Source organism: Mesorhizobium sp. M0048 (genome assembly GCF_040323405.1).
Lineage (GTDB): Bacteria > Pseudomonadota > Alphaproteobacteria > Rhizobiales > Rhizobiaceae > Mesorhizobium.
The window spans coordinates 113,300-125,924 of the sequence record NZ_JAMYUV010000003.1; the positions used below are offsets into that span (position 1 = coordinate 113,300).

Genomic DNA, 12,625 nt, shown 5'->3' on the forward strand with positions numbered 1-12,625 from the left:
AGTTGCGGACTCTTCGGCCGGGGTCTGCAATAAAAGGGTATTGCATCTGGGACTGGTCTGAAGGCTTGTTCTGCCGCTGGCGGCAGGGCGGCTTGCAAACCGGTTCCAACCCCCAACCCGACCGGCAGGGGACCGCCATGCTTTCTTTCGTTATCAGGCGTCTCGGCACCATGGCATTGACGATGCTGTGCCTGACGATGATCGTCTTCTTCCTGGTCAATCTCGGGCCCAATCTGAAGAAGCTGGCGATCAGCCAGACCGAAATGCACACATCCGCCGAGCAACTTGAGGCCTGGCTGGTCAACCATGGCTATCGGCAGAATTTCTTTGTCCGCTACGGCCAATGGCTGGGCATCATGCCAAAGCAGCCGGTGACCGACCCGGCGACCGGCAAGCCCGCACAGCGTTTCTCCTTCTGCAACGATCCGGTCGTGCCGACATTCTCCGGCATCCTGCAAGGCGATTTCGGATGCTCGACCAAGTTCAAGACGACGGTCGCTTCGAAACTCTTTCCGGCGCTCAGCGCCACCGGCATCCTGATGCTCTGCGTGCTGGCCGTAATGGTGCCGATCTCGCTTTTGATCGGCATTCTCGCCGGCATGCGCGAGGGCTCACGCACCGACCGTACATTGTCGGTGGCTTCGATCGCCTCGACGGCGACGCCCGAATACGTTTCGGGCGTCATCTTCACCGTGATCTTCGCCTCCTGGCTCGGCGTGCTGAACGGTTCGGCGGCCTCGGCCAGCCAGGGCATCACCTTCTACAATTTCACCTTGCCGGTAATGACGCTGGCGATCTACGGCATCGGCTACATCGCCCGCATGACCCGCGCCTCGATGGTGGAGGTGATGACACAGCAATATATCCGAACCGCCCGGCTGAAGGGCCTCTCCTTCGGCAGCGTGGTGATAAAGCACGCTCTGCGCAACGCGCTGATCGCACCGTTCACGGTCATCATGCTGCAGTTTCCCTGGCTGCTCACCGGTGTCGTTATCGTCGAGGTGATGTTCCGATACCAGGGTTTCGGCTACACGCTGGTCGAGGCTGCCGGCAACAACGACATCGATCTTCTGCTCGGCTGCTCGCTGGTCTCGGTGTTTATCGTCTTGATCACACAGCTCATCTCCGATGTCGGCTACGCGTTCCTCAATCCGCGCATCAGAGTTCAATAGGAGACCGGGCGGATGCAGGTCGAATATCTCAGCGCCCTCAACGTCGTACTCGGCGTGCTTGCCCGCTTCTGGCCGGTCTGGATCGCTCTTGCCCTGGTGATGGGAGCGAGCTTCGGCTACAAGAAGAAACTAGGCCTTTACGGCCAGCTTTTCGACAGCGGCGTCGGCATCGTCGGCGTCGGCATCTGCCTGTTCTGGCTGTTTACGGCGATCTTCGCGTCGACCATCTCGCCCTTCGATCCGCTTGCCCAGGTGCCGATCATGAAGGACGCGCTGCCGGGCGCGATCGAGCCGGCGTCGAAACTTGTATACTATTTCGGCGGCGACAAGCTCGCCCGCGACGTGTTCTCCCGCATGGTCTATGGCAGTCAGATCGTGCTGATCATCGCGCCGGCGGCGACCGGTTTTGCGCTGATGGTCGGTATTACGCTCGGCCTGCCGGCCGGCTATTATGGCGGCAGGATCGATACGGTGCTGTCCTTCCTCGCAAACCTTGTGCTGGCCTTCCCGGTGATCTTGCTGTTCTACCTGCTGGTGACGCCGGGCATCATGGACACGCCGATCCCCTACGCGATGGCAGGGCTGTTCTTCCTGTTTCCGATCATCTTCTTCAGTGTGTTGTTCTGGACGCGCTACAAGAACCGTCCCGACCGCCTCTATATCCTGCTTGGCCTGACGTTGGTGCTTGGCGGCTGGATCTATGCCGGCCTTGTCTTCGATGCCGATCCGTTCAAAATCATCCACATCGATCCCAACCAGCTCAACATCTTCGTGGCGGTGGTGTTCGCCTCCAGCCCGGGCGTGTTCCGCATCGTGCGCGGCCTGGTCATGGACATCAAAACGCGCGACTATGTTGCGGCGGCTCAAACGCGCGGTGAATCGCCCTGGTACATCATGCTGTGGGAGATATTGCCCAATGCGCGCGGGCCGCTGATCGTCGACGCCTGCCTGCGCATCGGCTACACTACGATCCTGCTCGGCACGCTCGGCTATTTCGGGCTGGGACTAGCGCCGGAAAGCCCGGACTGGGGCACGGCGATCAAGGATGCAAGCCGGCTGCTGCGCTCCTTCATCCACCCGGCGCTGCCGCCGACGATCGCGTTGATGTCGTTCGTGCTCGGCCTCAACCTCCTGGCGGATTCGCTGCGCGAACAGTCTATGAAAGATTGATGCCGGGAAAGATTGACGCCGGGAAGACCGATGCCGGGTTCGGCCCGACGTGCCTGAAGAACAAGGATTGGAGCGACCCATGAATGAGGCAGTTCGAAATCCCGCCAAGCCGACCAGTGGGCCGACCAATGAGCCGATCATCGAGATCGAGAACCTGTCGATCTCCTTCTTCACCCGTAAGGGCGAGATCCCGGCGGTCATGGATTTTTCCTGCACCGTCATGCCCGGCGAGGCAATGGGCATTGTCGGCGAATCCGGTTGCGGCAAGTCGACCGTGTCGCTCGGCATCATGCGCGACCTCTCCAACATCGGAAAGATCGTCGGCGGAAAGATCAAGTTCCAGGGCAAGGACATGGGAGAACTGTCCGATGAGGAACTGCGCGCCATCCGCGGCAACAAGATCGCGATGATCTACCAGGAGCCGATGGCCAGTCTGAACCCGGCAATGAAGGTCGGCCAGCAGCTGATGGAAGTGCCACTGATCCACGACAAGGTGTCGAAGGACGAAGCTTATAAACGCGCCTTGGAAATGGTGCGCGCGGTGAAGCTGCCGGATCCCGAACGCATGATGCGTTCCTATCCGCACCAGCTTTCGGGCGGCCAGCAGCAGCGCATCGTCATTGCCATGGCGCTGCTGTCGAAGCCGGCGCTGCTCCTGCTCGACGAGCCGACGACAGCGCTCGACGTGACGGTGGAAGCCGGCATCGTCGACCTGGTCAAGGGGCTGGGCGAGAAGTTCGGCACCTCGATGATCTTCGTGTCGCACAATCTCGGGCTGATCCTGGAGACCTGCGACCGCATTACGGTGATGTATTCGGGCGAAGCGGTGGAGACCGGCAAGATCAAGGACGTCTTCGACCGGATGCGCCATCCCTACACGCAAGGCCTGTTCCGCTCGATCCCGCTGCCCGGCGCCGACAAGAATTCGCGGCCGCTGATCTCGATCCCGGGGCAGTTGCCGCTGCCGCACGAGCGGCCGAAGGGCTGCAATTTCGGCCCGCGCTGCCACCATTTCGTCGAGGGCGTCTGCAACGCCGCCGAAATTCCGATGATCGCGGTCGAAGGCCATGACGGGCATTTCTCGCGCTGCGTGCGCTTCAACGAGATCGACTGGGAGGCGCTGCCGCCCGGCGCCAAGAAGGTCAACGAGCGCGTGGTGCCCGGTGCGCCGGTGCTCCAGATCGAAGACCTCAGGAAGTATTACAAGGTCGGCGGCAGCGAAGTGTTCGGCTCGAGCGAGGGCCGCGTCGTCAAGGCCAACGAGACGATCTCCTTCATGGCCCGCGAATCCGAGACCGTCGCTATCGTCGGCGAATCCGGCTGCGGAAAATCGACCCTGGCCAAGGTGCTGCTCGGCCTCGAAACGGCAAGCTCCGGCCGCGTTAAGCTCGGCAACAAGGAGATCCAGTCGACCGGGATCGAGAAGCGCAGCGTCGACACGGTGTCGTCGATCCAGATGGTGTTCCAAAATCCGTTCGACACGCTCAATCCCAGCCATTCGGTCGGTTCGCAGATCATCCGTACGCTGGAAAAGTTCAATGTCGGCAACACGGTGGCCGACCGCCGCAAGCGGATGCTGGAGTTGCTCGACCTGGTGAAGCTGCCGAGGGCGTTCGAGTCGCGCAAGCCGCGCCAGCTTTCAGGTGGCCAGAAACAGCGCATTGGCGTGGCGCGGGCTTTTGCAGGCGACGCCAAGGTGGTGGTGGCCGACGAGCCGGTCTCGGCATTGGATGTGTCAGTGCAAGCGGCGGTGACCGAGCTGCTGATGGATATCCAGCGCAAGAACAAGACGACGATGCTGTTCATCAGCCACGATCTGTCGGTGGTGCGCTACATCGCCGACCGCGTCGTCGTCATGTATCTCGGCTATATCGTCGAGCAAGGCACGACCGACCAGATCTTTTCGCCGCCCTATCACCCCTACACCGAGGCGCTGCTGTCGGCGATCCCGATCGCCGACACCAGCGTGGTGAAAAGGCACATCGTGCTTGAAGGCGACATTCCGTCGGCAATGAACCCGCCCTCGGGCTGTCCGTTCCAGACGCGCTGCGGCTATAAGAAGCTGGTGCCGGACAATCTTTGCGAAACCAAGGTGCCGCCGGTCAAGCATCTCGGCGACGGCCATATGAGCCTGTGCTGGCTGGCCGACGACGTGCTGGCGAAAATGGAGCCGGTGATCAAATTCGACAAGGAGCACGCCGCGAATGAGGGCGTGCCGGACGATGCGTCGCACGGTACTGGTCCGGGCTTTGCCGGTGATCCGCCCAAGCGTCCACACGGCAAGACCGGCAGCGCGGAAGCTGATGCCGAGGGCGAGGTAGCGGAGAATGGAGAAGCGGTCGCCAAAGCCCGCCGTCATGAGGTTCGCGACGAGGTTTCAGAGACCGGCGGCACCTCAAGCTCTGCCGATAGCGCGTCGGCACCAATCATGCCGCCGACAGTCGGCGACGGCCGCCAGGCGGACGACGCCACGCGCAAGCCACGCAAACCCAAGGGCGGCTGAGAGCCGTTAGTAGGCTAGGGCGCGCATTGCCGTAGCTGAGCGGCGTAGTCCTGCGCCATCTGCTCCGTGGCGTGCGCATAGCGCTGCACGTCGGCGTCGCCGCGACTGCCGCGCTTGTAGGCATTCCAGCCGAGATAGTAGGCGAGATACAGATTGTATGTGTCGTTGCGGGCGACGCCGAGCGTGTCGGCGGTCTTGGAATGATACCAGCCGACAAAATCCACGGCATCGGCAAACCTGGTGCGGCGCGCCGCCCAGCTGCCGGTCTCGTTCTGGTATTGCGCCCAGGTCCCGTCGAGTGCCTGCGAGAAGCCGGTGGCGCTGGAGATATGTTTCCAGGGAATGAAGCCCAGCAGCTTGGTGCGCGGCGGCCTGGCATTGCTCTTGAAGCCGGACTCCTTGCGCACCGTCGCCATCAGCACGGGAACCGGCACACCGTACTTCTGCTCGGTGCGTTGTGCCGCCGCCTGCCAATTGTCGAACCAGCCGTCATTCTGGTCGAAAACGGCGCACACATCGTTGATGTGGTTCGGCGGCGTCGCGCAGGCCGAAAGCGCCAGCGGCACGGCAATCGCTACAATTTTACTAAAACTCGACCTACGCATTGGAAAAGCATTAGGCCGAAAACATAAAAGGAATCTTGCTGTCTTCCTTAACGGCTCATCGGCCGCTTTGGCCGACACTGAACAGGTATAAATATTCCGACGTTTGCTGTCGCTTTTACCGACGTGAAATTCTCACAATGGCGCCTTGGCTAAAATCACGCCCGCAGGTGGCGGATTCTTGACAGCCCGATGCTCATGCCGGCGCTTTGATGCGCCGCATGAGCGAACCAAGACGCAAGCGCGGCGCCGAGCGAACCAGCAACAGGGGACCGACCGCCATCCCACAACTGCCGCTCAGGCGGGTGACAAACCCTTATCCGCCGATGGCGATGCTCTCGGCCGACCAGATCGAGGCGATCCATGAAGCCTCTATGCATATTTTGGAGAATTTCGGCATCGAGGTGATGAGCCTGCGGGCACTGTGGCTATTCGAGAAGGCCGGGGCCAAGGTCGATCATGCCTCGATGAACGTCCGCATCGATCGCGGCATGATCGAGGAAGCGCTGAAGACGACGCAGTCCAGCTATACGCTTACGCCGCGCAATCCCGCCCATGCCGTCCACCTCGGCGGCAATACCATCAACTTCACGCTTGTCGCCGGGCCGCCGAATGTGCACGACATGGAGCGCGGCCGCCGTGCCGGCAATTTGCGCGATTATTCCGATCTCGTCCGGCTGGCGCAGCATTTCAACTGCATCCACATGCTAGGCAACCAGGTCTGCGCGCCGGTGGAATTGCCGGCGAATTCCCGTCACCTCGACACCTATTTCGCCAATCTGACACTGACCGACAAAAGCTTTCACGTCTCGGCCATCGGTCGCGGCAGGGCGCTCGACGGCATCGAAATGATGGCAATCGCGCGCGGACTGACGCCTGACGGGATGCGCGACGATCCCGGCGTCACCACGATCATTTCGGTCAACTCGCCGCGCCGCTTCGACGAGATGATGGCCGAGGGGCTGATGACAATGGCCGAGTTCGGCCAGTCGGTGGCGGTAACGCCATTCACACTGATGGGGGCGATGAGCCCGGTGACGCTTGCCGGCGCGCTCGCCCAGCAGAATGCCGAGGCGCTGTTCGGCGTGGTGCTGACGCAGCTCGTCCGCCCCGGCGCGCCGGTGATGTATGGCGCCTTCACCTCCAATGTCGATATGAAATCGGGAGCGCCGGCTTTTGGCACGCCTGAAAACACCAAGGCGAATATAGCGTCCGGACAGTTGGCGCGGCGCTACAAGCTGCCTTACCGCACGACGCCGGGCTCGGCTTCCAATGCCGCCGACGCGCAAGGCGCCTATGAGACGCTGATGGCGCTGTGGGGCGCGGTGCTCGGCCACGGCAACCTCATTTACCACGCCGCCGGCTGGCAGGAGGGCGGGCTGACTGCGTCGTTCGAAAAGTTCATCATCGACGTCGAGATGATCCAGCACATGATGGAGTTTTTGCGCCCGATCGAAGTCAACGAGGCCGAGCTCGCCGTCGAAGCTCTGGGTGCGGTACCGACCGGCGGCCACTTCTTCGGCGAGCCGCACACGTTGGAGCGCTACGCCACGGCCTTCTACCAGCCTATGCTGTCCAACTGGCAAAATTTCGAGGCCTGGCAGGAGGCTGGCGGGCTCGATGCCACGGCGCGGGCGACGAGGCTTTGGAAGAAGGCGCTGGAGGACTATGTCGAGCCGGTGATGGAAATCTCCAGGCGCGAAGCGCTGGAGGCATACGTGGCCAAGCGCAAGGAAGCGATCGGGCAAAGCGAGCCGTGATGATCGAAGGCTCGCGCTCGTGGGGCTCCTCCCCGAATTCATCGTTTCCATCCAACTCGTTGACGTCAGAGAGAATCCCATGAAATCGCATGCAAAGGTCGTGGTTATCGGTGGTGGCGTCGTCGGGTGCTCCGTGCTGTTCCATCTGGCCCGGCACGGCTGGACCGACATCGTGCTTCTGGAGCGCGATGAATTGACCTCCGGCTCGACCTGGCACGCCGCCGGCGGCATGCACACCATCAATGGCGATCCCAATGTCGCCAAGCTGCAGAAATACACAATCTCGCTCTACAAGGAGATCGAGGAACTGTCCGGCCAGGCGACCGGCGTGCATTTGACTGGCGGCGTCTTGCTGGCAGCGACGGAGGCGCGGCTCGACTGGCTGCGCGGCGTCGTCGCCAAGGGCCGCTATCTCGGCATCGAGCTCGAGGAGATATCGCCTGACGAGGCGGCCGAGCTGATGCCGTTGCTCGATCCCAAGCAGTTCGTCGGTGCCGTGCGCAACAAGGAGGACGGTCATCTCGATCCGTCCGGCGTTACCCATGCCTACGCCAAGGCGGCGAGGAAGCTTGGTGCCGAGGTCGAGCGTTTCACCAAGGTCGAGGACATTGTGCGGCGCGCCGACGGGTTGTGGCGTGTCATCACCAACAAGGGTGAGGTGGTGGCCGAGCATGTGGTCAACGCGGGCGGCCTGTGGGCGCGCGAGGTCGGCCGCATGGTCGGGCTGGAGCTGCCGGTGCTGGCGATGGAGCACATGTACCTGATCACCGAGGACATGCCGGAAGTCGCCGCCTGGAACCAGAAGACCGGTACCGAGATCATCCATGCAGTCGATTTCGACGGGGAGCTCTATCTGCGTCAGGAGCGCGGCGGCATGCTCATGGGCACTTACGAAAAGGCCAACAAGCCATGGTCCGAGTTCCAGACGCCATGGAATTTCGGCCACGAACTGCTCGAACCCGACATCGACCGCATCGCACCGTCGCTGGAGGTTGGCTTCCGGCATTTCCCGGCATTCCAGAACACCGGCATCAAGCAGATCATCAACGGACCCTTCACCTTCGCGCCGGACGGCAATCCGCTGGTCGGGCCGGTGCGCGGCCTGCCGGGGTTCTGGGTGGCCTGTGGTGTCATGGCGGGGTTCTCGCAGGGCGGCGGCGTCGGCCTGGCGCTGTCGAACTGGATGATCGAGGGCGATCCCGGCGCCGACATCTGGGCGATGGATGTGTCGCGCTACGGCGACTGGGCGACGATGGCCTATACCAACGCCAAGGTGCGCGAGAATTATTCGCGGCGGTTTTCGATCCGCTTCCCGAACGAGGAGTTGCCGGCTGGGCGACCGCTCAAGACGACGCCGGTCTATGATCTGCTGTCGGCCGAGGGCGCGCAATGGGGCGTCGCCTATGGGCTGGAAGTGCCGCTGTGGTATGCGCCCGAAGGGGTCAAGGACGAATTCTCCTGGCGCCGCTCGAGCGACTTCGAGCATGTCGCGAAAGAAGTGGAGACAGTTCGGCAACGCGTTGGTCTGTCGGAAATCTCGTCATTCGCCAAATACAGAGTCACCGGTTTGGGCGCAGCAACCTGGCTCGACAGTATGCTCGCGTGCAAATTGCCAAGGCCCGGCCGCATGACGCTAGCGCCGATGCTGAAGGAAGACGGCAGGTTGATCGGCGATTTCACGCTGGCCAACCTCGGCGGTCCAAATTCTGCAAGTAAGGATTGGTTCCTGGCCGGCAGCGGTGTCGCCGAGCAGTACCACATGCGCTGGTTCGAAGCGCATCTGCCGAAGGACGGCTCTGTTAGCATCGAGGCGCTGGGAGCAAAACTCACCGGCCTGTCGATCGCCGGGCCGACCGCGCGGAACCTTCTTGAAAAGGTCACACGGTCGGACGTGTCGAATACGGCCTTTCCGTTCATGGCCATCAGCAAAATGGACGTCGGCATGGCGCCATGCCTGGTCGGGCGGGTCAGCTACACCGGCGATCTCGGCTACGAAATCTGGGTCGCGCCGGAATATCAGCGCGCCGCCTATCAGACGCTGATGGCCGCGGGGGAGGAATTCGGCATCGGCCTGTTCGGCTCGCGCGCGCTCAACGCATTACGACTTGAGAAGAATTACGGCTCATGGGCGCGCGAATACCGGCCGATCTATGGACCGTTGGAAGCCGGGCTCGACCGCTTCGTCGCCTACGGCAAGCAAGCCGATTTCATCGGCAAGCAAGCGGCGTTGGCCGAGCGCAAGCAAGGCGGCAGACTGCGGCTGCGGGCCTTTGTCGTCGATACTGTCGATGCCGACGTCATCGGCGACGAGCCAATCTGGTACGGCGGTGCCGTGCGCGGTTGGGTCACGTCGGGCGGCTACGCGCATCATTCGAAAAAGTCCGTCGCCATCGGCTATGTGCCGAAAGAGATTGCCGACGAAGCCGACGGCTTCGAGATTGAGCTTCTGGGCAAACGCCACGCTGCGCGCATGCAGCCGATCCCGCTGTTCGACGCGAATTTCGAGCGGATGCGTGGGTGACGTTTCAGGCACCGCGGCGGTTGTCCAGCGCCAGGGCGCCGGCGCCGGCAAACACCAGATAGAGGAAGATGAAGCAGAACGAGATCGCCGAATCGCCGCCATTGTTGACCGGGAAGAAACCCTGCGGCATGTGCGCCATGAAATAGGCGATCGCCATTTCGCCGCAGAGAAGGAACGCCACCGGCCTGGTCAAAAGCCCCAATGCCAGCAGGATGCCACCGGCCAATTCAAGTAGGGCAGCGGTCAGCGTCAGCCCGGTCAGAGCGCCCGCGTGATCGCTGACGGGAAAATTGAACAGTTTCTGGGTACCATGCTCGATGAACTGCAGCGCCGTCATGATGCGCAATGCGGCCAAAGCCTGCGGCTGATATCTGGCAAGACCGTCAAAAAGCTTCATCTAAAACTCCATTTTACCCCTCCCGGACCGGCCATAAATTTTCGCCCGGAAATGGACTACTCACTTCCCATGGCCTGCCATCAACAATCGGTGATTGAAAATGATTCCCCAGTCTGACTTTCATATGTGCTCTCTCTATGGTTGCATTTACATATCTATGGTTGTATTGATGCATAGATACTCCAGACACGTGGGTTCACTTCGCCACGAAAAAAGTCGTCATCAGCCTATTCGCAATCCTTGCAGGTACCAGCTTCGCCATGGCCGGGGACGCCGGCTGTGATGCCTTCAAATGGCCGGTGACACGCGAGCAGGCATTGTTTCCGGCATTGCCCTCCGCACAGTCCGGCGGTGCCCTGACGATCGGGCAGGCGGTGGATTTCACGCTCGCAGCGGTCGATACGATCGGCTTTGCTGTTCCGCCGGAACGTGCGCCTGCAGCCGGTACATTCGGCGCGACGGCAAGCGTGGCCGTGCCCCTGGAGGGAGAGCTCCAGATCAGCCTGTCTAATGAGGCCTGGATCGATGTCGTTCAGGACGGCAAAGCCGTGAAGTCGGCGGGGTTCAGTGGTATGAAGACCCGTCCGGGGATCCGCAAGAGCGTGCGCTTTAAGCTGGCCGCCGGCCCGGCGACTATCCAGCTCAGCGGCGCCAAGAAAGAGACCCTCAAGGTTGCGGTGCTGGCGCCGGAATGACTTTGCGCCCTGAGACAATTCATTTGCTCGCATCGCACCAACGGTGCGGTGCGGCTGTTCAATTTTGATAGGTATCGGGCTGGTTCAGCGTCCCGGCGCGATCAGCGCGAAATGCGGGCGAACCGCCGCCATGGGCACGATAGATTTCGCCTAAAGAACGTCACCCGGATCGAATGGTACTCCGGCTCCCCGAAGCTCTTTCGCTAACTCGCGCTCCCAATTCTTGCCGTCGCCGAACGACACATAGCCGATGCCATCAAAGTCTGAAGGTCTCTCAACACCCTCGCCCATGAGTGCGCAGACGTTCTTTGATTCGAGCTTGCCGATGAAAAATCCTAGCTCGAACACTACGTTTTGTCGGGCTCGCTTTCCTGGGGTTGCACCCGCCAAGCCACCAACGTCTTCCGGCATCATGAGAACGACGGCGAACGAAGCACCCTCGGCTACCTCTTGGAACTTCGTCAGGAGCGATCTGCCCGCATTAGCACTCCGGTGAAGGATAATCGGTTCAAGCTTGAGGCGTCGCAAGAACACCTCGACTTCGTTCAGCGAACTTTTGTCGCGTCCATGAACGACAAACACCTTCCGCGATTTAGGTTGTGGCACTTCTGGTGGCTCCTTAACGGGCATCGCTGTAGATGAGCCGAGAGCCGCGCCCAAATCGCGCACCTGATCAGCGGTGAGTTGACCAACGGCTTTGTCAAATAGCGCTGGGTGAACGTTGCGAACACTTCGCACCGGGTCGCCAAAAAGAATTCTCGTGCCCAGTCCTGTGCTTACCGCATTCTTTGGCACCAGTTTGCCGTCGAGCATCTTCAAACCTTCGGTGTCCAACGCGATCCAAAAATCCATGCGGTTTTGAGCACTGACGTCGTTCAAAATTCCGTTGGGATAGTTCCTGTCCAAGTTCCCCGCTTTCTGGACAAGAAAAATATCCAACCGCTCCCCGTCCAAAGTCAATTCGGATGAGTTAGCTACCGCAAATCTTGCCAGCGCCATTGCACGCGCGAGACGGCCTCCCTTGTCTCGCCCAGCATCTATACCGTCGAGCCCAATCTCCAATATGAGTTGATCAAACTCAGAATGGCCTAGCGAGGCCAAAATGTTGCAAGCGCCGAGCACAAGCTTTCGCGCCAATTTGAATTCAAGCATAACTTCAATGCCTCGCCCAAAACCTCAGGCGCAACAATATACGAAGCGCCGAACGAACCGTAACCGATTTGGGACACGTTAACAAAAAGCACAAGGAAAAAACCTTGGCCGATCAGGCCAAAGCTCATTGGTTAGGGTTGATTTATTTCACAAATCGTCATCAGCCTATTCGCAATCCTTGCAAGCACCAGCTTTGCTATGGCCGATGATGCTGCGCCACCTTTAAATGGCAGGTTGCGCGTGAGCAGGCGCTGTTTGCGGCCGCGCACGCCGCGCCAAGAGGCGTAACAGAACGGCCAAGGCTCTAATCGCCACTGGATGACAGTTCAGTGGCAGGTCACTGGCACTCGTGCCGGTTAATACGATCAGCTTTGCCGTGCCGCCGGAACATACGCCCGCAGCCGGCACGTTCGGCGCGACGGCAAGCGTGACAGTGCCGCCGGAGGCGAGCTCCAGATCAGCCTGTCCGGCGAGGGCTGGGTCGATGTCGTTCAGGACGGCTATGCCGTCGCTCGGTCGATTTCAGCGGCGTGAAACCCTGTCCTGGCATTCGCAAAAGCGTGCGTTTCACGCTTGCGGCGGGTGCGGCGACCGTCCAACTCAGCGGCGCCAAAAAGGCCGGTCTCAAAGTTGCGGTGCTGATGCTGGAATGA

The 12,625-nt window shown here is 61.0% G+C and carries 9 protein-coding genes; 6 read left to right on the forward strand and 3 right to left on the reverse strand.

Translation table 11 applies throughout. The features are described 5' to 3' along the window. Positions 1–137 precede the first annotated feature (137 nt). From NKJ84_RS04710 to NKJ84_RS04720, 3 genes are all read left to right on the forward strand, one after another. Positions 138–1,172, forward strand: a complete 1,035-nt coding sequence (locus NKJ84_RS04710) for an ABC transporter permease (RefSeq protein WP_352491082.1) — start codon at positions 138–140, stop codon at positions 1,170–1,172. Positions 1,173–1,184: 12 nt separating this feature from the next. Further along, the gene (locus NKJ84_RS04715) at positions 1,185–2,342 is read left to right on the forward strand and encodes an ABC transporter permease (protein WP_254819057.1); all 1,158 of its coding nucleotides are present in this window, start codon (positions 1,185–1,187) and stop codon (positions 2,340–2,342) included. Positions 2,343–2,421: 79 nt separating this feature from the next. Beyond that, entirely contained in the window at positions 2,422–4,845 is a 2,424-nt protein-coding gene (locus tag NKJ84_RS04720) for a dipeptide ABC transporter ATP-binding protein (RefSeq protein WP_352505545.1), read from the forward strand. A gap of 14 nt (positions 4,846–4,859) precedes the next feature. On the opposite strand, the gene NKJ84_RS04725 is transcribed toward NKJ84_RS04720, so the two are convergent. After that, entirely contained in the window at positions 4,860–5,450 is a 591-nt protein-coding gene (locus NKJ84_RS04725; RefSeq protein WP_352505546.1) for a transglycosylase SLT domain-containing protein, read from the reverse strand. Positions 5,451–5,668: 218 nt separating this feature from the next. Between NKJ84_RS04725 and NKJ84_RS04730 the strand changes: the two genes are divergently transcribed. Next, on the forward strand, positions 5,669–7,207 hold the full coding sequence (locus NKJ84_RS04730; protein ID WP_352505547.1) for a trimethylamine methyltransferase family protein: 1,539 nt from the start codon (positions 5,669–5,671) through the stop codon (positions 7,205–7,207). Between the two features lie 79 nt (positions 7,208–7,286). After that, positions 7,287–9,728, forward strand: coding sequence for a GcvT family protein (locus tag NKJ84_RS04735; RefSeq protein WP_352505548.1), 2,442 nt, complete (start codon positions 7,287–7,289; stop codon positions 9,726–9,728). Between the two features lie 4 nt (positions 9,729–9,732). On the opposite strand, the gene NKJ84_RS04740 is transcribed toward NKJ84_RS04735, so the two are convergent. After that, a complete protein-coding gene (locus tag NKJ84_RS04740; RefSeq protein ID WP_352505549.1) occupies positions 9,733–10,125 on the reverse strand; it encodes a DoxX family protein in 393 nt (130 codons plus the stop codon). Positions 10,126–10,385: 260 nt separating this feature from the next. Here NKJ84_RS04740 and NKJ84_RS04745 point away from each other — a divergent pair, with 260 nt between their 5' ends. Continuing rightward, the gene (locus NKJ84_RS04745; RefSeq protein WP_352505550.1) at positions 10,386–10,820 is read left to right on the forward strand and encodes a hypothetical protein; all 435 of its coding nucleotides are present in this window, start codon (positions 10,386–10,388) and stop codon (positions 10,818–10,820) included. Positions 10,821–10,970: 150 nt separating this feature from the next. Here NKJ84_RS04745 and NKJ84_RS04750 read toward each other — a convergent pair whose 3' ends face one another. Further along, positions 10,971–11,972: a TIR domain-containing protein gene (locus NKJ84_RS04750; protein ID WP_352505551.1), complete on the reverse strand. Its 1,002-nt coding sequence runs from the start codon at positions 11,970–11,972 to the stop codon at positions 10,971–10,973. Between the last annotated feature and the right edge of the window lie 653 nt (positions 11,973–12,625).

Bases quoted from the DNA above. Each gene is read 5' to 3' on its own strand.
- NKJ84_RS04710 (WP_352491082.1), top strand. From the start codon at position 138: ATGCTTTCTTTCGTTATCAGGCGTCTCGGCACCATGGCATTGACGATG.
- NKJ84_RS04715 (WP_254819057.1), top strand. From the start codon at position 1,185: ATGCAGGTCGAATATCTCAGCGCCCTCAACGTCGTACTCGGCGTGCTT.
- NKJ84_RS04720 (WP_352505545.1), top strand. From the start codon at position 2,422: ATGAATGAGGCAGTTCGAAATCCCGCCAAGCCGACCAGTGGGCCGACC.
- NKJ84_RS04725 (WP_352505546.1), bottom strand. From the start codon at position 5,450: ATGCGTAGGTCGAGTTTTAGTAAAATTGTAGCGATTGCCGTGCCGCTG.
- NKJ84_RS04730 (WP_352505547.1), top strand. From the start codon at position 5,669: ATGAGCGAACCAAGACGCAAGCGCGGCGCCGAGCGAACCAGCAACAGG.
- NKJ84_RS04735 (WP_352505548.1), top strand. From the start codon at position 7,287: ATGAAATCGCATGCAAAGGTCGTGGTTATCGGTGGTGGCGTCGTCGGG.
- NKJ84_RS04740 (WP_352505549.1), bottom strand. From the start codon at position 10,125: ATGAAGCTTTTTGACGGTCTTGCCAGATATCAGCCGCAGGCTTTGGCC.
- NKJ84_RS04745 (WP_352505550.1), top strand. From the start codon at position 10,386: ATGGCCGGGGACGCCGGCTGTGATGCCTTCAAATGGCCGGTGACACGC.
- NKJ84_RS04750 (WP_352505551.1), bottom strand. From the start codon at position 11,972: ATGCTTGAATTCAAATTGGCGCGAAAGCTTGTGCTCGGCGCTTGCAAC.